At 74.5% G+C, this 17,211-nt stretch carries 16 protein-coding genes; 8 read left to right on the top strand and 8 right to left on the bottom strand.

Annotated features, from left to right (window positions below; genetic code table 11):
* Positions 1 to 95: 95 nt before the first annotated feature.
* The 3 genes from ABD160_RS01100 to ABD160_RS01090 all read left to right on the top strand — a co-directional run bounded on the left by ABD160_RS01100 (position 96) and on the right by ABD160_RS01090 (position 3,750).
* Positions 96 to 1,682, top strand: a complete 1,587-nt coding sequence (locus ABD160_RS01100) for a PucR family transcriptional regulator (RefSeq protein WP_344017618.1) — start codon at positions 96 to 98, stop codon at positions 1,680 to 1,682.
* Positions 1,683 to 1,946: 264 nt separating this feature from the next.
* A complete protein-coding gene (locus ABD160_RS01095; RefSeq protein ID WP_344017617.1) occupies positions 1,947 to 2,759 on the top strand; it encodes a PIG-L deacetylase family protein in 813 nt (270 codons plus the stop codon).
* Positions 2,760 to 2,976: 217 nt separating this feature from the next.
* Positions 2,977 to 3,750: a polyprenol monophosphomannose synthase gene (locus ABD160_RS01090; RefSeq protein ID WP_344017616.1), complete on the top strand. Its 774-nt coding sequence runs from the start codon at positions 2,977 to 2,979 to the stop codon at positions 3,748 to 3,750.
* Between the two features lie 34 nt (positions 3,751 to 3,784).
* On the opposite strand, the gene ABD160_RS01085 is transcribed toward ABD160_RS01090, so the two are convergent.
* The 6 genes from ABD160_RS01085 to ligD all read right to left on the bottom strand — a co-directional run bounded on the left by ABD160_RS01085 (position 3,785) and on the right by ligD (position 11,460).
* Positions 3,785 to 4,624 (bottom strand): NmrA family NAD(P)-binding protein, encoded by an 840-nt coding sequence (locus tag ABD160_RS01085; RefSeq protein ID WP_344017615.1) that lies wholly within the window; start codon positions 4,622 to 4,624, stop codon positions 3,785 to 3,787.
* Positions 4,625 to 4,874: 250 nt separating this feature from the next.
* Positions 4,875 to 6,647 carry a DUF885 domain-containing protein gene (locus ABD160_RS01080; RefSeq protein ID WP_344017614.1) on the bottom strand — a complete coding sequence of 591 codons (1,773 nt, stop codon included), beginning with the start codon at positions 6,645 to 6,647 and terminating at the stop codon, positions 4,875 to 4,877.
* Positions 6,648 to 6,754: 107 nt separating this feature from the next.
* Positions 6,755 to 7,096 (bottom strand): RNA polymerase-binding protein RbpA, encoded by a 342-nt coding sequence (locus ABD160_RS01075; RefSeq protein ID WP_085912326.1) that lies wholly within the window; start codon positions 7,094 to 7,096, stop codon positions 6,755 to 6,757.
* Positions 7,097 to 7,340: 244 nt separating this feature from the next.
* Positions 7,341 to 8,657 (bottom strand): MFS transporter, encoded by a 1,317-nt coding sequence (locus ABD160_RS01070; protein WP_344017612.1) that lies wholly within the window; start codon positions 8,655 to 8,657, stop codon positions 7,341 to 7,343.
* A 57-nt stretch (positions 8,658 to 8,714) separates the two neighbouring features.
* On the bottom strand, positions 8,715 to 9,509 hold the full coding sequence (locus ABD160_RS01065) for a glycerophosphodiester phosphodiesterase family protein (protein WP_344017611.1): 795 nt from the start codon (positions 9,507 to 9,509) through the stop codon (positions 8,715 to 8,717).
* A 4-nt stretch (positions 9,510 to 9,513) separates the two neighbouring features.
* Positions 9,514 to 11,460 carry a non-homologous end-joining DNA ligase gene (ligD, locus tag ABD160_RS01060; RefSeq protein ID WP_344017610.1) on the bottom strand — a complete coding sequence of 649 codons (1,947 nt, stop codon included), beginning with the start codon at positions 11,458 to 11,460 and terminating at the stop codon, positions 9,514 to 9,516.
* A gap of 95 nt (positions 11,461 to 11,555) precedes the next feature.
* On the opposite strand from ligD, the gene ABD160_RS01055 reads away from it, so the two are divergent.
* The 3 genes from ABD160_RS01055 (at position 11,556) to ABD160_RS01045 (ending at position 12,669) form a co-directional block, all read left to right on the top strand.
* Entirely contained in the window at positions 11,556 to 11,753 is a 198-nt protein-coding gene (locus ABD160_RS01055) for a (2Fe-2S)-binding protein (protein WP_344017609.1), read from the top strand.
* A 120-nt stretch (positions 11,754 to 11,873) separates the two neighbouring features.
* Complete coding sequence (bfr, locus tag ABD160_RS01050; protein WP_344017608.1) at positions 11,874 to 12,359, top strand: bacterioferritin; 486 nt, start codon at positions 11,874 to 11,876, stop codon at positions 12,357 to 12,359.
* An 85-nt stretch (positions 12,360 to 12,444) separates the two neighbouring features.
* On the top strand, positions 12,445 to 12,669 hold the full coding sequence (locus ABD160_RS01045) for a DUF3072 domain-containing protein (protein ID WP_344017607.1): 225 nt from the start codon (positions 12,445 to 12,447) through the stop codon (positions 12,667 to 12,669).
* A gap of 196 nt (positions 12,670 to 12,865) precedes the next feature.
* Here ABD160_RS01045 and ABD160_RS01040 read toward each other — a convergent pair whose 3' ends face one another.
* Positions 12,866 to 13,702 carry an iron-siderophore ABC transporter substrate-binding protein gene (locus ABD160_RS01040; RefSeq protein WP_425563561.1) on the bottom strand — a complete coding sequence of 279 codons (837 nt, stop codon included), beginning with the start codon at positions 13,700 to 13,702 and terminating at the stop codon, positions 12,866 to 12,868.
* Between the two features lie 307 nt (positions 13,703 to 14,009).
* Between ABD160_RS01040 and serA the strand changes: the two genes are divergently transcribed.
* Complete coding sequence (serA, locus tag ABD160_RS01035; protein WP_344017605.1) at positions 14,010 to 15,209, top strand: phosphoglycerate dehydrogenase; 1,200 nt, start codon at positions 14,010 to 14,012, stop codon at positions 15,207 to 15,209.
* Between the two features lies 1 nt (position 15,210).
* On the opposite strand, the gene ABD160_RS01030 is transcribed toward serA, so the two are convergent.
* Entirely contained in the window at positions 15,211 to 15,693 is a 483-nt protein-coding gene (locus ABD160_RS01030; protein ID WP_344017604.1) for a hypothetical protein, read from the bottom strand.
* A gap of 282 nt (positions 15,694 to 15,975) precedes the next feature.
* Between ABD160_RS01030 and ABD160_RS01025 the strand changes: the two genes are divergently transcribed.
* Positions 15,976 to 17,190, top strand: a complete 1,215-nt coding sequence (locus tag ABD160_RS01025) for an alkaline phosphatase (protein ID WP_344017603.1) — start codon at positions 15,976 to 15,978, stop codon at positions 17,188 to 17,190.
* Positions 17,191 to 17,211: the final 21 nt, after the last annotated feature.

Raw genomic sequence — 17,211 nt, 5'->3', positions numbered from 1 at the left:
ACGACGACGTGCCCGGAGAGGTGGTGACGCAGGTGAACCTGACGGACCGGCGACCGGTGGAGGCGGCACCCGCACGGAAGGACCGCTGTCCGGTCGTGCGCCTGGTGCCCGCGGTGGACGACGGCCCCGCACCCCCGCGGCTCGCCGACCTGCTGCTCGGGCCCGGCCGCGGCGTGCTCGACGTGCTCGCCGCACCGCACGGCATCGACGGCCCGCTCGGCGGGGTCACCCTGTGGGACCCGCTGGCCGGGCGGCCGTGCGGCCGGGACGACCTGCTGCTGGTCGCGGCGCCGTCGGCGGGCACCGCGCTCGCCGGGCAGGCCGTCGCCGAGGCCGCGCGCGGCGGGGCCTGCGCGGTGGTCCTCAAGGGCGTCGAGGACGTCGCCGCGGTCCGCGACCGGGCCCGCCGGGCCGGGGTGACCGTGCTGGTCGCCGCGGACCGGGTCTGCTGGGACGACCTGTGCGTGCTCGCCCGCTCCCTGGTCCCGGCGGCCCGGCTCGGGCAGCGGCCCGCGGCCCCCGCCCCCGACCTGTCCCCGCTGGCCGAGGCCACGGCGGCCGCCGTCGGCGGCCCGGTCGAGATCGTCGACGCCGAGCTGCGGACCCTCGCCCACGCCGGGCTCGGGCATCCGGTGGACCCGCTGCGCGAACGGTCGGTGCTGGACCGCCGGGCGCCGGCGGCGGCCCGCGAGTGGTTCACCGGATCCGGTGCGGCGCAGCTGCTGCTGCGCACCCGCACGGCGCAGCAGGTGCTGTTCCCCGGCGCGGTGCCGCGGACGATGGCACCGGTCGTCGTCCGGGACGCGGTCGCCGGCTACGTGATCGCCGCCGAGGGCGGCGGGCCGCTGTGCGACACCGCGCCGGACGTGCTGACCGAGGCCGCGGCCGTGGTCGCCGCCCGGATGGCCGGCGCACCGGACCCCGCGACGCCCGGCCCCGGTGACCTCGCCGACGAGCTGCTGCGCGGCGCGCTCACCGGCACCGGATCGCTGGACGCGCTCGGCGGGCCCGGCGGCTGGACCCTGGTCGCGCTGCGCCCGGCGGGCGACCGCCCGGACCCCGGACCGGCGCCGTCGGCCGGGGCGTGCGTGCGGATGGTGTTCCCCGGCGCGGCACTCACCCGGACCGACGGCGCGACCGTCGTGCTGCTCCCCGGCCGGCGCGGCCGCGACGCCGCCCAGCGCGACGCCGAGACCGTGCGGAACCGGCTCTCGGCCCTGCACGGCGTCCGGTTCGTCGCCTGCGTCAGCGACCGGGTCGATCCCGGCCACGACGCCGACGACGACATCGCCGCGCTGGCCGGTCCGCTCTGCCGGGCCGCGTCGGTGCTCGCCGGCCGCGGACGGCCGTCGGTCGCGAGCCTGAGCGACCTGCGCCCGTGGGCGGTGCTCGCCGAGCTGGGGGAGATCGCCCGCGACCGCCCCGGACTGTTCGACGGCGCGCTCGACGCCTCCCTCGAGCACGACCCGGACCGCCGGGCCGAGGTGCTGGCCTCGCTGCTGGCCTGGTTCGACGCCGGCCGCGACGTCTCCGAGGCCGCCCGCAGGCTGCGGGTGCACCGCAACACGCTGCGCTACCGGTTGCAGCGGATCGAGGCGCGCAGCGGGATCAGCCTGGACGATCCCGTGCAACGCTTCACCGTGGAGCTGCAGGTGCGGCTGCTGGCGCTGGGTGCGGGCTGAGACAGGCACCGCTGCACCGTGACGGCCGTCCCGCGGGGCCGGTGTGGCCCCGGGCCGGCGGTGCTGCCATGATGTCCCGCGTGATCGACCCGACGACCGCCGCCGCGCACCGCGCCGCGTGTTGCTGTCGTCCGGGTCCGTGCCCCCTCGGCTGACGGCGCTGCGTCCGTCGATCCGATCCCCGCTCCGGCGGGCCGGGCACCGACCCGTTCCGGTCCCGTTCCCGACGGCCCGTCCGGGCCCCGCACGCGAAGCGATCACACGGTGCACAACCCCGATCTGTCCGGCGAGACCGTTCTCGCCCTGCACGCCCACCCCGACGACGAGTCGATCTTCACCGGGCTGACCCTGCGCCGGCTCGCCGACGCCGGCGCGCGCGTCGTTCTGGTGATGGCCACCGGCGGCGATCTCGGCGGCTCCCGGCTGCCGCTCGGTCCCGGCGAGGCGGTCACCGACCGGCGCCGCCGCGAGCTGGAGGACGCGGCCGCGCTGCTCGGCGTGTCCCGCCTGGTGCTGCTCGGGCACCGCGACTCCGGGCTGCCCGGCGGCCCCGGCACCGGGCACCCGCGGGCGCTCGCCGGCGCCGATCCGGTCGTCCTCGGCCGCACCGTCGCCGAGCTGGTGGACGCCGAGGGCGCCGGGACGGTCGTGCACGACGACGACTCCGGCATATACGGCCACCCGGACCACCGCGCGGCGCACGCCGCCGGGGCGATCGCCTGCTCGCTGACCGGCGCCACCGGATACCGGATGACGGTCGACCGGGAGCACCTCGCCCTCTCCGCCCACGACCGGCACCTGATCCACGGCGCGGCCCGCGCCGCAGGCGTCGGCTTCGGCCGGGTCACCGCGGAGATCGCGGTCGCGGTCACCGGGAGCGCCGCCGATCTGGCCGTCAAGCGGCACGCGATGCTCGCGCACGCCAGCCAGATCGACCCGGCCGCCGTCCCGGACGCGACGTTCGCCGCCGCCTACGGCTACGAGTGGTTCCTGCGCGGCGAGCGGGACGGCGTCGCACCCGGACCGGGTGTCCTGGACGCGCTGGGCAACGCGCACCTGCTCACCGGCACCCGCTGAGGATCCGCACCCTCCGCCGTGCCGGTCGATCGCACCCGTTCCGGGGTGAGGACTACGCTGTCCGCACAACTGCACTCCGGCGCCCGGCGGGTGCGCACCGTCACCGGCACGTCCACCGCGGGCCGTGCACCCGGTGTGTCACGGCCCGGGTCGGCAGGCAGTGAGACAGTAGGGTCGTCCGGTGCGGCGGGCACGGGCAGGGAAGGACAGGGCGAGAATGGCTGAACCACCGGGCCCGGTCCTGGTCGTGGTGCCGACCTACGACGAGCGGGAGAACCTGGGTCCCGCGGTCGCCCGGTTGCACGCCTGCCTGCCGGACGTGGACGTCCTGGTGGTCGACGACGCCAGCCCGGACGGCACCGGTGAGCTCGCCGACGAGCTGGCCGCCGCCGACGACCGGATCACGGTGCTGCACCGGGCCGGCAAGGACGGCCTCGGCGCCGCCTACCTGGACGGCTTCCGGCACGCGCTGACCGGGGAGCACCAGGTCGTCGTCGAGATGGACGCCGACGGCTCGCACGCCCCCGAGGACCTCCCGGCGCTGCTCGCCGCCCTGGAGGACGCCGACGTCGTGCTCGGCTCCCGCTACGTCCCCGGCGGCCGGGTGGTGAACTGGCCGTGGCACCGCGAGGCGCTCTCGCGCGGCGGCAACCTGTACTCCCGGCTCGCGCTGGGCGTCCCGATCCGCGACATCACCGGCGGCTACCGGGTGTTCCGGCGCTCGGTGCTCGAACAGCTGCACCTGGAGTCGGTCGCCTCGCAGGGCTACTGCTTCCAGGTCGACATGGCCTGGCGCGCGGTGCGGGCCGGGTTCCGGGTCCGCGAGGTGCCGATCACCTTCGCCGAGCGGGAGCGCGGATCGTCGAAGATGAGCGGCGCGATCGTCGCCGAGGCGCTGTGGCGGGTCACCTGCTGGGGCCTGTCCTACCGGCTCGGCCGGGACGTCCCGCAGCGGCCGGCGGGACCGGTGACCGAGGGCGCCCGCTCCTGACCGGGCGCGCGGGGCGCGCCCGGCCACGGCGGGATCAGCCGGCGAGCGCCGCCCGGTTGTCGGCGGCGTAGACGGCCAGGCTCCGCGCAGGGTGCCCGGTGAGCGTGCGGACCGCGTCGGTGACGGCGGCGGTGCCGTCGCCGGGCACCGGCGCGAACAGGTCCGCGAGGTGCCGCGCGTAGTCGTCGGGGAGGCCGGCCCGGGTGAGCAGCCCGACGAACTCGTCGGGCGTCACCGGCCGGTACCGGACCGGCCGCCCGACGGCGGTGGACAGCACCTGCGCGGCCTGCGCGTAGTCGAGTGCCTCCGGGCCGGTCAGCTCGAAGGCGCGGCCGTCGAACCCTGCTCCGGACAGGGCCGCGGCGGCGGACTCGGCGATGTCGCGGACGTCGACGAACGAGGTGCGGCCGCGGCCGGCGGGCACGGCGACCACGCCGCTGCGCAGGCCCGCCCGCCAGAACGTGTGGAAGTTGTCGGCGAACCAGTTCGGCCGCAGGATCACGAACGGCGCACCGCTGCGCATCAGCCGCTGCTCCGCCCGGTGGTACGGGCTCGTGAGGTCGTCCCCGACCCCGAAGGCGGTCTGGAACACCACCTTGACGCCGCGTTCCGCGGCGAGATCGACGATCGCGTCGAGGAAGCCGATCGCGTCGAGGTAGCCGGCCGGGATGACCAGGAACAGCCGCCCGATCCCGTCGAACGCGGTGCGGACGGTCCCCGGATCGGTGAGGTCGAGCCGGACGCCGGGCGCGCCGGCGACGTCGCGGCCGGACCGCGACCCGGCCAGCACGGTGTCGCCGCGGGCCGCGAGGACGCGGACGAGATGGGTGCCGGTGTTGCCGGTCGCGCCGGTGACGAGCACTCGGTCGGACATGTGGGTCTCCGCTTCGGTCGGTCGTCGCGGCGGGGGAGACCGACCGGCCACGGCGCCGACCGGCGTCGTCCGGGCACGATCCCTCCCGCCGGGGGAGGGACGTGTCGGGGCGGAGCCGCCGGGCGGCCCGCTCGAACGAGCGACGAGCGCTGTCCGGACTACCGACCGGACCGTGACTTTCACACGTCGTGACGCCGCTGGCGCGCCGTCACGGCCCGAGTATCCGCCGGTCCGGCGCGCCGCTCAAGCGTCAGGACGCGGTGCTGTCCGCCACATCGGACCGCGACGCGGGGAGCACCGCCAGCTCCGGCACCAGATCGTCGAGGCCCAGCGTTCCCTGGGCGAGCGCGGCGGCGTGCCAGGCGGCCAGGTCGAACCGCTCGCCGCGGGCCAGGTGCGCGGCGCGGGCCCGCTCCCGGCCGGTCAGCCAGGCACGCTCACCGAGCTTGTACCCGATGGCCTGCCCCGGCCCGCCCAGGTAGCGCAGCAGCTCGGAGTCGGCGAGCGCGTCCCCGCCGCCGACGTGCCTGCCGAAGAACTCGCGGCCCAGCTCCGGGGTCCAGCGCAGCCCGGCGCCGACCGGCGAGTCGGCGGGGATCGGCAGCGACAGGTGCATCCCCAGGTCGATGACCACCCGCACCGCCCGCATCATCTGCGCGTTCAGGTAGCCCAGCCGGGACCCGGGATCGGTGTGGTGGCCGAGCTCGTCCATCAGCCGCTCGGCGTACAGCGCCCAGCCCTCGACGTCCGCGCTGACCGCCCCGACCAGCGAGGTCTGGAACGTCGAGAGCTCCGAGGAGCGCAGCGCCCACGACGCCAGCTGCAGGTGGTGACCGGGGACGCCCTCGTGGTACCAGGTGCTGATCAGGTCCCACAGCGGGTAGCGGTCGTCCGGCGAGGCGGGCAGCCAGGTGCGGCCCGGCCGGGAGAAGTCCAGCGACGGCGGCGTGTAGTACGGGGCGGCGGCGCTGCCGGTGGGCGCGAGCCGGGACTCGACGTCGCGGAGCCTGCCGGACAGGTCGAAGTGCCTGCCGTCGAGCTCGGCGATAGTGTCGTCCATGATCTGCTGCAGGTGCCGGCGGGCGTTCTCCCCGCCCTCGACGACGCCGGTCGAGCCGCCGTCGTCGTCCAGGAACGCCATCGCCTCCCGGATCCCGGCGCCGGGCAGCACCCGTCCGGCCTCGACCGCCATCTCGGCGTGCAGCCTGCGGAACTCCGACCAGCCCCAGTCGTAGACCTCGGCGGGGTCGATGTCGGCGCCGTTCCAGAAGCGCGACGCGATCCGGTAGCGGTCGGCGCCGACGCCGTCCGGGGTGCCGTCGGCGGCGGGCAGGTACTCGGCGCGCAGCCAGTCCCGCAGCCCGTGCAGCGCGGCGGCCGCGGCGGCGGCGTTCCGGTCCAGATCGGCCCGCACGCCCGCACCGACCTCGGCCTGCCCGGCGAAGCCGGCGAACCAGCCGCGGCCGCCGGCGTCGGCGATCCAGGCGTCGAGCTGTTCGGTGACCCGGACGACCTGGCGGGGTGCGGCGAACAGGCCGCGCCGCGATCCCTCGGCGAGGCTCGCGCGGTACCCGTCGAGCGCCTCGGGGACCCGGCCCATCCGGGCGGCGACGGTCGCCCAGCCGGACTCGTCGGACACCGGCATCAGGGTGAACGCGGTGCGGATCGTGGCGAGCGGCCCGAACAGCTCCTGCACGTCGCGCAGCGGCTCACCGGACTCGGCGTGCGCGATCCGGGCGCCCAGCCGCTCGGTCAGCAGCCGGGCGCACCGCCGCTCGTCGGGGTCGTCGGGCGCGGGGAGCGCGGCGAGCCGGTCCAGGGTCTCCCGGCAGGTCGCGACGACGGCGGCGGTCCCGTCGGGGGAGAGATCGGGCAGCCGGTCCTGTCCCTGCGGCCAGCCGAGGTCACCGGCGAGGATCGGGTCGAGCTCGGCGAGCCTGCGGACGTGGTCGTCGGCGAGATCGGTGACGGGGCGTGCGGTCCCGGTCGGGCCGGGGCGGTCGATCGAGGTGATGTCGTTCATCGATCACCATCATGCCCGCCGCCGTGTCCGGCCCCCGCACGCGACGGAGCCCGGACCCCTGTGGGGATCCGGGCTCCGTGTTGCGCGTGTGTCCGTGCGTGTCCGAGTCAGGCGATCTCGGCGCGCCGCTCACGCAGCACCTCGAGGCGCTCGTTGAGCAGCTCCTCGAGCTCTGCGATGGACCGGCGCTCGAGCAGCATGTCCCAGTGGGTACGCGGGGGCTTCTGCTTCTTCTGATCCGGCTGGGTCCCGTCGACCCGGCGACCGACGCCGCCCTGAGGCGACTCCCAGGTAGCCGGAGCCTCGGCGTCGTTCGCGAACGGCACCTCGAACTCGTAGCCGGACTCGGACACATAACGGACCATCTGCCGCGGCGCCAGGTCGTGATTGCGGTCGGTCTCGTAGCTGACAGCCCCGAGCCGGCTGCCACGCAGAACGCGGTCGGCCATGCGTCGTCACCCTCCTTGCGTCTGTCGAGGCGGCGGCACCTCGACGGTTACGTCGCCGCCACCGGGTGTAACGTTCGTGGGGCTACGCTATTCCGGCGGCGGGGCAGCGATCACCACCCGGTTCTTACCCGGGGGTAACCATTCCTGCGCCCGATTGGCCAGTGTTCCCTATCAGGGCCCGTTACACACGCTGATGTGACGTGTCAGCCATGTGTGACGCTACTCACTGGCGTTCGGCGAGAGTTCATGCACCGGATGCGACAGGTGCACGCTCCGGGGCGCGCACCGGGAGCAGCGCGAGCAGTCCCAGCGCCAGGACCAGCACGATCCCGATCGTGCCCGCCCGGTCCGAGCCGAACAGGTAGGTGAACAGACCGATCAGCGCGGGCGCCAGGAACGACACCGCGCGGCCGGTCGTGGCGTAGAGCCCGAACAGCTGGCCCTCCCGGCCCGCCGGGCAGACCCGCAGCAGGTACGAGCGCGACGACGCCTGCGCCGGGCCGACGAACACCCCCAGCACCAGACCGAAGATCCAGAACATGGTCGGGCCGGACACCAGCAGCAGCACGATCCCGACCGCGACCAGGCCGGCCAGCGACCCGGCCACCACCGCCTTCGGGCCGTACCGGTCGTCGAGCCGGCCGCCGACGAGCGCCCCGGTCGCGGCCACGATGTTGATCGCCACCCCGAACAGCAGCACCTGGCCGGGGTCCAGGCCGTACACCGTCACCGCGAGCACCCCGCCGAAGGCGAAGATCGCGTTCAGGCCGTCCCGGTAGAGCGCGCTGGCCCCGAGGAAGTACACCGTGTGCGGGCTGGCCCGGTACAGCTCCCGCAGGTCGGTGAGCAGCCGCCGGTAGGAGCCCGCGACGCCGAGCTTCGGCGCACCGGGTGCGGCCGGCGCCGTCTCCGGGAGCAGGAAGAACATCGGCGCGGCGAACACGGCGAACCAGATCGCGGCGACCAGCACCGAGATCCGGACGTCGAACCCGTCCGCCGTGGACACCCCGAACAACCCGCCGTCGCCGGACAGGAAGCCGACGTAGACGCCGAGCAGCAGGACGATCCCGCCGAGGTAGCCCAGCGCCCAGCCGAAGCCGGACACCCGGCCGACCGTCGCCGGCGTCGACACCTGCGCCATCAGCGCGTAGTACGACACCGCCGCCAGCTCGACGAAGATCGAGGCCAGGCCGAGCAGCACCAGCCCCAGCCACAGGTAGGTCCAGTCGTCGCGGACCCAGAACATCCCGATCATGCTGAGCACGACGAGTGCGGTCCACACCCCGGTCGCCCGCAGCCTGCGGCCCTTGCGGTCCGCGCTCTGGCCGATCACCGGCGCCATCAGCGCGATCAGCACCCCGGCGGCCGCGGTGGACCAGGCCAGCCAGCTGTTCGCGCTGATCGTGCCCGGCAGGTCGGCCCCGACCGCGTCGGTCAGGTACACGGAGAACACGAAGGTCAGGGCGATGTGCTGGAAGCCCGACGAGCCCCAGTCCCAGAAGCCCCACGCCCACACCCGGGATCGACGGGGCTGCGCTCCGGACAGTGTTGCTGCGGTCACCGGGGGAGACTATCCGCGCGGCCGGGCACCGGCCTCCGTGCGATCACCGAGATCCGCTCACCGCGGGGCCCGCCTGCCCAGCACCTCCAGCAGCCGGTCCGGCCGGTCGGACAGCAGCCCGTCGACACCCAGGTCCAGCAGCCGCTCCATCTCGGCCGGCTCGTCCACCGTCCACACGTGCACCTCCCGGCCGGACGCGTGGGCGGCCGCGACGAACCGCCGGTCGGCCGCCACCGGGATCGGCCCGAACCACGGCGGGACCTGGGCGAGCGTCCCGGTCAGCGGCGGCAGCGCCCGCGCGGGCACCCGGTAGGCGCGCGCCCGCAGCCCGGTCACCGCGGCCTGCCCCATCGAGGTGCACAGCCGCGGCCCGGCCGCGGTCCGGGCGGCGGCCAGCCGCCGGTCGGAGAACGAGCCCAGGCACACCCGGTCCCAGGCGCCGGCCGCGTCCAGCGCGGCGAGGGTCGGGCCGACCACGGCGTCGGACTTCAGCTCGATCGTGATCCGGGTGCCGGGCAGCGCGGCGAGCACGGCGGCCAGCCGGGGCAGCGGCTCGGTGCGGCTCGCGCCGCGGACCAGGACACCGTCGAGCTCGGCGGCCGGCCGGGCGTCGATCCGGCCGGCCGCGTCGGTGGTGCGGTCCAGCGTCGGGTCGTGGTGCACGAACGGGACGCCGTCGGCGCTGGCGTGCACGTCCAGCTCGACGTAGCCCACGCCGTGGTCGGCGGCGGCGACGAACGCCGCGAGGGTGTTCTCGCAGCCGGCCAGCTCACCGAGGTGCCAGCCGCGGTGCGCGTAGCCACGCGGGTACGGGCCCGCGAGGTAGGGGTGTCGGTCGTCCGGGCCGGTCACGGGATCAGCCTGGCAGCTCGGCGACGGCGCCACCACGGGGGAGCCGGAAACCGTCGGTGTCGATCAGGGGACGCATCAGGTCCCCGTGCGTGTCCAGCCGGCCGGGCAGGTCGTCGAGGGTGAACACCAGCTCCCCGGGGTCGCGGCAGGCCTCCACCTCGTCCCAGGTGAGCGGGGTGGCGACGGTGGGCAGCTCGCGGCCGCGCAAGGAGTAGGAGGCGATCGTCGTCTTCGCGGTGTTGTTCTGGCTCCAGTCGACGAACACCTTCCCGCGGCGCCGGGCGCGGGCCATCACCGCGACCGTGTCCCGCGGATGCTCGGCCGCGAGCCGTTCGGCGACCTCCCGGGCGAACTCCGAGGTGCGCTCCGGCCGGGTGACCCGGACCGGCAGGTAGAGCTGCATCCCCTTGCCGCCGGAGGTCGACGGGTGCACCGGCAGGCCGTGCTCGGCGAGCAGCGCGCGCAGCCGGAGCGCGACCCGGCAGCAGTCGACCACCGTCGTCCCCTCGCCCGGGTCGAGATCGAACACCACCCGGTCCGGCGGGTGCCGGGCGTCGCGGGGGCCGAGCCGCCACTGCGGCACGTGCAGCTCCAGCGCCGCCAGGTTCGCCGCCCAGGCCAGCCCCTCGGCGTCGTCGATCACCGCGAAGTCGGCCGACTCCGATCGGCCGCCGGGCGTCCCGACCCGCGCGGTGCGCAGCCAGGACGGCGCGTGCCGGGACACGTTCTTCTCGAAGAACGACGACGCCCCGACCCCGTCCGGCCAGCGCTTGAGGGTCGCCGGACGGCCCTCGAGGTGCGGCAGCATCGCCTCCGCGACGGCCAGGTAGTGGCCGAGCACGTCGGCCTTCGTGGTGCCGGTGGCCGGGTAGAGCACCTTGTCCGGGTTGGACAGGGCGGCGCGGCCGTACCCGTCCGGCCGCGTGCCGCGGGTCCGCGATCCGCCCACCGGTACCTCCCGCCAGTCGTCCGACGGCGCGCCGGCCGCCGGATAGGCCGAACCCGCCCGGACCGCGATCACCCCGGGCAGTCCCTGCGCCCGCACCGCGTCGAGCAGCTGCGCACCCGCGTTCGGGTACAGCGGGGCCGGGCGCCGGTGCGGCCCCTCCAGCGGCAGCGCGTCCAGCAGCGCGCGACGGTCGTCGAGGGGCAGCGCACGGACGTCGCGGCCGCCGGTGTGCAGCACGTCGGCCACCCACAGCTCACCGCGCCCGGTCAGCTCGGCGTCGAGCAGGTGCCCGCCGGCGCCGAGCGCCGGGCCGAGCTCGCGCAGCCGCCCCGGCGGATCGATCGGGTCGCCGGGGACGCCGTCGTCGTCGACCGGGTGCAGCGTCAGCCGGCCGCCGTCGCTGCGCACCAGCACCCGCCGGCCGCCGAACACCGGCCGCACCCACCAGTCGTCACCGGACGGCAGCCGCGCCGCCCGGCTCGGCACGGCGAGCGCCGGATCGCGGGGGAGCGGTGCACCGGACGGGCGGGCGCCGGGCGGCTGCTCGCGGGTGCGGCGCAGCAGCCAGCGGTCCTGCCGCTCGTCCGGCCGGTGCAGCAGCACGAACCGGCCGGCGGCACGCTCGCCGTGCAGGACGACGGCGACCTCGCGGTCGGTCCACTTCTCGGTCTCGTAGCGCCCGGAGTCCCACACCGACATCCGGCCGCCGCCGTACTCGCCGCGCGGGATCTCGCCCTGGAAGTCCAGGTACTCCAGCGGATGGTCCTCGGTGCGGACGGCCATCCGCACGGTCCCGGCGTCCTCCGGCAGTCCCTTGGGCACCGCCCACGAGACGAGCACACCGTCGCGTTCCAGCCGCAGGTCCCAGTGCAGCGCGGTGGCGTGGTGCTCCTGGACGACGAACCGCCCGCCGTCCGGGGTGGCCGGGTCCGGGTCGGTCTCCGGGACCGGCTCCGGGGTGCGCCGCGGATCGCGCCTGCGGCGGTACTCCTCCAGCGGCACCCGGGCAGCGTAGCGATCCGGCGCCGCGCGGGCCTTGTGGGCGAGGATGATCGAATGTCAGCATAGGGTTGCCTATCCACAAGGAAGGGGTCGCTGTGTTCGCGTGCATCTGCGCTGCCGTCACCGAGGCGGAGGTGCGTGGCTGCGTCCGGGAGGGCGCCCGCTGCGTGGACACGATCGGCGACGCCTGCGGTGCGGGTACCGGCTGCGGCAGCTGTCACGACCGGCTCCGCACCCTGCTGATCTCGACGTCCGCGGGCGACGACATCGACCGGCTGCCCGCCTCTGCGTGATCCGGGCCTCACCACAGCACAGGTGAGCCTGCACGACGATGAGCCGGTCCTGATCGACAGGGCCCACTGTGCGCTGTCTTACATTCGCCGTCCGACCAGCACCGGACGAGGGGATGGGACATGCGCGGCGACGACGAGATCATCGGCCTGCTCAACGAGCAGCTGACCAGCGAGCTCACGGCGATCAACCAGTACTTCCTGCACGCCAAGATGCAGCAGAACTGGGGCCTGACCAAGATGGCGGCCTACACCCGCGCCGAGTCGATCGACGAGATGCGGCACGCGGAGGAGATCACCGACCGGATCCTGTTCCTGGAGGGCCTCCCGAACTACCAGCGGCTCGGCACCCTGAACATCGGGCAGAGCGTGCGCGAGCAGCTGCAGGCGGACCTGGCGATCGAGCTGGCCGTCGTGGAGCGGCTGCGCCCGGGCATCGCGCTGTGCCGCAGCAAGGGCGACATGACGACGGCGAACCTGTTCGAGAAGATCCTCGCCGACGAGGAGCACCACATCGACTACATCGAGACCAACCTGGAGCTGATGGACCGGCTCGGCGAGCAGCTCTACCTCGCGCAGCTGGTCGACCAGCCGCCGACCGCGGGCTGAGGCGCTCGGCGCAGGATTATGACAGTTCCCGCGTGCGGGCCGGGGTCGGCGTGCGGGGACCGGCGATCGAAGATACGTTCGATGCATGACGAACGAGCACGCACACGACGCCGTCGATCCCGGCACGCCGGAGAAGGACCCGGCGGACTGGACCACCGGTGACGAGCCGATGACCGGGCCGCAGCGGTCGTACCTGGAGACGCTGCTGCAGCAGGCCGGGCGGGACGCGCCGGACGACCTGGACCGGCTCAGCAAGGCCGAGGCGTCCCGCCGGATCGACGAGCTGCAGGACGCCGCGGGCCGGGGCTGATCCGGCCGCCGGTCCGTCCTCGGGCGCCGGCGGGACGGCCGGTGCGCGGCCGGACCGCCGGCCGCCGCATCCGGCCCTCTCCCCGCGCCGGCACCCATTGAGCCGATAATGCACGTTATGACAGTTCGATCGTTCTGACGGTCCGGTCGGGGGTGTTGCCGCCCCGACCGGACCGCGCGCCGCTCGCGGCGTGGGTTCAGCCGACCGTCTCCGCGATCTGCGGGACCAGCTGCTCCAGCGCGTAGTCGAGGCTCAGGATCGTCCCCCAGCTGAACGCGCCGGACACGACCGGATCCTCCACCCACAGCACCCGGCCCTGCTGGGCCACCGGCAGCGTCGGGTAGAGCGGGTTGTTCTCGATCTCGGATCGCAGCTCGGGCGAGGATCCGATGTTCCACACCAGCAGGTCACGCGACAGCTCCCCCATCAGCTCGTCGGAGACCTTGATCTCGCCGTACTGGTCGGGCCGGATACCGGCGATCTCGGTCGGCGACTCGAAGCCGAGCTGGGTGAAGAACAGGGCGCGGATGTCGTTGCCGCTGCGCACGACGCTCGAGCCCGGCTCGAACCGCTCGGCCACGACGGCCCGCTTGCCCGCGAACTCCGGATGCTGCCCGGCGGCCTCGGTGAACTTCTGCTCGGTCGCCGCGACGAGGTCGAGCGCCTCCTCCTCGCGCCCGAGGGCTTCGCCGGTGGCCCGGGTCGCCTCCTGCCAGGTGATGGTGAAGTCGGAGAACCCGTCGTCCGGGACGACCGTCGGGGCGATCGCGGACAGCTGCTCGTACTGCTGTTCCGTGGTCCCGTTGTAGAGCGAGAGGATCAGGTCCGGATCCAGCGCCGCGATCTCCTCCAGTGGTGGGGCCTCCTCGTTGCGCACCCCACCGTTCAGGACGACGGGCCGGGCGTCACCGAGCTCGTCCTGGGCCCACGGCCAGGTGGCGTGCGGGTAGTCGCCGTACCACTCGCTCACCGCAATCGGCCGGACGCCGAGGGCGAGCAGTGGGTCCTGGTCGGACAGGCCCAGCGTGACCACCCGCTGCGGCTCGGCCGGGATCTCGGTGCTGCCGTACGCGTGGTCGATGCGGACGGGGAACGCTCCGGCTCCCCCGGCCTCCGGCGCCGCGGCGTCGGAAGAACCGCCGGACGTGCAGCCGGCGACGACCAGCAGCGCCACCAGCAGCGCCGCGAGTTCCCCTCGGACCGGACGGGCTCGGGTCGGGACAGTGGGCACGCGCCCCCCTTTCACTCAGGCATGCCAAACCTAACCGTCAAGATCGTTGCGAGGCAACACGCGCGTGCCCGCTGCCTGCGGGCGGCCCCGGGCGCCTAGGTTGGGTCGGGTGAAGGCTCTGCTGCTCGAAAACATCCACCCCGGCGCCGCCGAGGCGTTCCGTCGCGCGGGCATCGAGGTCGAGACGCGACCCGGCTCGCTCAGCGGCGACGAGCTGCTCGATGCGGTGTCCGGCGTCCAGCTGCTCGGCATCCGGTCCAACACGACGATCACCGACGACGTCCTGGACGCCGCGAAGGACCTGCTCGCCGTCGGCTGCTTCTGCATCGGCACCAACCAGGTCGACCTGTCCGCGGCGGCCGAGCGCGGGATCGCGGTGTTCAACGCGCCGTACTCGAACACCCGCAGCGTCGTCGAGCTGGTGCTCGGCGAGATCGTGGTGCTGGCCCGCCGGCTGACCGAGAAGACCCAGCGGATGCACGAGGGCGTCTGGGACAAATCCGCGCGCGGCAGCCACGAGATCCGCGGCCGCACGCTGGGCATCGTCGGCTACGGCAACATCGGCACCCAGCTGTCCAACATGGCCGAGGCGGTCGGCCTGCGGGTGATCTTCTACGACACCGCGGACCGGCTCGCGCACGGCAACGCCCGCCGCGTCCCCACCCTGGACGCGCTGCTGGAGCAGGCCGACATCGTCTCCATCCACGTCGACGGCCGCCCCGGCAACGCCGGCCTGTTCGGCGCGGAGCAGTTCGCCCGGATGAAGCCGCGGTCGATGTTCATCAACGCCTCGCGCGGGATGGTGATCGACGAGCTGGCGCTGCGCGAGAACATCCTGTCCGGGCACATCGCGGGCGCCGCGGTCGACGTCTTCCCGATCGAGCCGAAGGCGCAGGGCGACGAGTTCGACTCGCCGCTGCGCGGCCTGGACAACGTCATCCTCACCCCGCACATCGGCGGCTCCACCCAGGAGGCGCAGGAGGAGATCGGCCACTTCGTCTCCACCAAGCTCGTCGACTTCGTCTCGGGCGGCGCCACCGCGCTGTCGGTGAACCTGCCCAACGTCGCCGCGCCGCGCCCGCCCGGCGTGTTCCGCACCGGCTACCTGCACACCAGCACCCCCGGCGTGCTCGCCGACATCAACCGGCTGCTCGCCGACGCCGGGGTGAACGTGACCGGGCAGTCGCTGTCCACCCAGGGCGACCACGGCTACGTGCTGACCGACACCGACCGGGTGCTGCCGGACGGCGTGCTGTCGGCGCTGCGCCGGGCGCCGCAGACGGTGTGGCTGCGCTCCTACGAGCTGTAGCTCAGGCGCACGCGCCGTACTCCTCGACGTCCGAGGGGTGCATCGGGCCGTGCTCGCCGTGGTGCACCACGAACTCGACGCCGGACGGGCGGCGCAGCCAGGAGCCGCCCGCCCGGCGCCGGTACACCAGCGGCGCGCAGCGGTAGCCGAACACGGCCCGGGCCCAGCCCTCGGCCTCCCCCTTCGGCAGCACTCCCCCGTCGCGGACGGCGACGGCGAGCTCCCAGATCCCGACGCCGCGGGCCGGTGCGGCGCCGTCCGGCGCGGTCGAGGCGACGAGCAGCAGCTCCGGTCCGCCGCGGACGGCGGGCACCCCGATCTCGACGCGGTGCCGGTCCGGCAGCGGATGCGGGTAGGGGTAGGTCAGCAGTCCCCCGCGCAGTGTCGTCACGTCCTCGCCGAACCGTTCGTGGATCACCTGCGCGAGATCCACCGATCGTTTGCGGCGCAGGTCTGCGTTGACCAGGCCGGACTCGACCGTCATTCCCCGTGGCTCCGTTTCCGTCCCCTGCACCCGGATGCGGACGGACGGCGGAACGTCAGCCGGTCGCCCAGGTGGTGGACCGTCGAGCGGTCTGGCGTCGGCACCGTATTTCTACGGCTCGTAGAGCATTCTAGGTCACGCTGTGCGTTCGGGCGAGAGCGGCATCACAGTCCCGGTGCACGCAGGGTGAACGCTCGGGAAGCAGTCGGCACGACGGTATCGGAATCAGCGCCGTACATCCGTAATGTCCGCTTCGATCGATCATCGACGGAGGGACGATCCGTGATCAGAACGACGAGCGGCCGGCGGGCCGGCCGGGCGGCCGTGGCACTGGCGGGTGCGGCGCTGCTGGCCCTGCCCGCCGGCTGCGCCGCGGCATCGGCGACGGCGGCCGGCGGGCCCGCGGCGAAGAACGTGATCCTGGTGATCGGTGACGGGATGTCGGACACCCAGATCCTCGCCTCCCGCTACCTCGACCGCGGCCGGGACGAGCCGCTGGCCATGGAGACGGTCCCGCACCGGGCGCGGGCCGCCACCTTCTCCGCCGACGACCTGGTGACCGACTCGGCCGCGGCGGCGTCGTCGATGGGGTCGGGCACGCTCGTGGAGAACGGGTCCCTCAACGTCACCCCGGAGGGCGCGAGCACCCTGGACGAGACGCTGGGCGTGCTCGCCAAGCAGGCGGGCAAGGGCGTCGGGCTGATCAGCACCCGGGACATCGCGAACGCCACCCCCGCCGGGTTCGCCTCCTCGGTGCCCGATCGCGACCTGCAGAGCGAGATCGCCGGGCAGTACCTGGACAACGGGATCGACGTGCTGCTCGGCGGCGGCGAGTCGTTCTTCCTGCCGGCCGGCACCGCAGGCGACCACTGCGCCGCCGACGAGACCGACCGGACCGACGGGCGCGACCTGTTCGCCGACTACGCGGCCGCCGGGTACACCGTCGCCCGGGACCGCGACCAGCTGCTGGCCGCGGACGGCGACCGGCTGCTCGGCGTCTTCGAGTGCACCGACATGAACTACGACCGCGAGCGCACCCCGGTCGAGCCGACGATCGCCGAGATGACCGACGCCGCGCTGGCCACGCTGAGCCGCGACGACGACGGCTTCTTCCTGATGGTCGAGGGCGGCATGATCGACCCGGCGGCGGAGGACAACGACGGCGCCAACGCGATGGGCGACACGATCGCGCTGGACCGGGCCGTCGAGCGGGTGCTGGAGTTCGCGCAGGGCCGCGACGACACCCTCGTCGTCGTGACCGCCGATCACGAGGCGGGCGGCATGGCGCTGGTCTTCGAGGAGCGCGCGGAGGAGACCTTCACCGCCGCGGACGGCCGGCCGATCCGGATCGCCTGGGCGACCAACCCGGGCCACACCGGCGCGCCGGTGCCGGTGCGCGCCACCGGGCCCGGCTCGGAGCGGTTCGACGGGTTCGTCGGCACCGAGCACCTGCGTGACCTCTACGGCGTGCTCCGCACCGCGCAGCACGGCGGCTGATCGTCGTCCGGTGGTGGGGGG

It is taken from the genome of Pseudonocardia kongjuensis (assembly GCF_039526905.1).
GTDB lineage: Bacteria > Actinomycetota > Actinomycetes > Mycobacteriales > Pseudonocardiaceae > Pseudonocardia > Pseudonocardia kongjuensis.
This window is presented reverse-complemented; position numbering and strand designations above follow the sequence as displayed.

What these genes read in the sequence shown, in the direction of transcription:
- ABD160_RS01090 (WP_344017616.1), top strand. Translation starts at nt 2,977, where the DNA reads ATGGCTGAACCACCGGGCCCGGTCCTGGTCGTGGTGCCGACCTACGAC.
- ABD160_RS01085 (WP_344017615.1), bottom strand. Translation starts at nt 4,624, where the DNA reads ATGTCCGACCGAGTGCTCGTCACCGGCGCGACCGGCAACACCGGCACC.
- ABD160_RS01030 (WP_344017604.1), bottom strand. Translation starts at nt 15,693, where the DNA reads ATGACGGTCGAGTCCGGCCTGGTCAACGCAGACCTGCGCCGCAAACGA.
- bfr (WP_344017608.1), top strand. Translation starts at nt 11,874, where the DNA reads ATGCGCGGCGACGACGAGATCATCGGCCTGCTCAACGAGCAGCTGACC.
- ABD160_RS01080 (WP_344017614.1), bottom strand. Translation starts at nt 6,647, where the DNA reads ATGAACGACATCACCTCGATCGACCGCCCCGGCCCGACCGGGACCGCA.
- ABD160_RS01075 (WP_085912326.1), bottom strand. Translation starts at nt 7,096, where the DNA reads ATGGCCGACCGCGTTCTGCGTGGCAGCCGGCTCGGGGCTGTCAGCTAC.
- ABD160_RS01045 (WP_344017607.1), top strand. Translation starts at nt 12,445, where the DNA reads ATGACGAACGAGCACGCACACGACGCCGTCGATCCCGGCACGCCGGAG.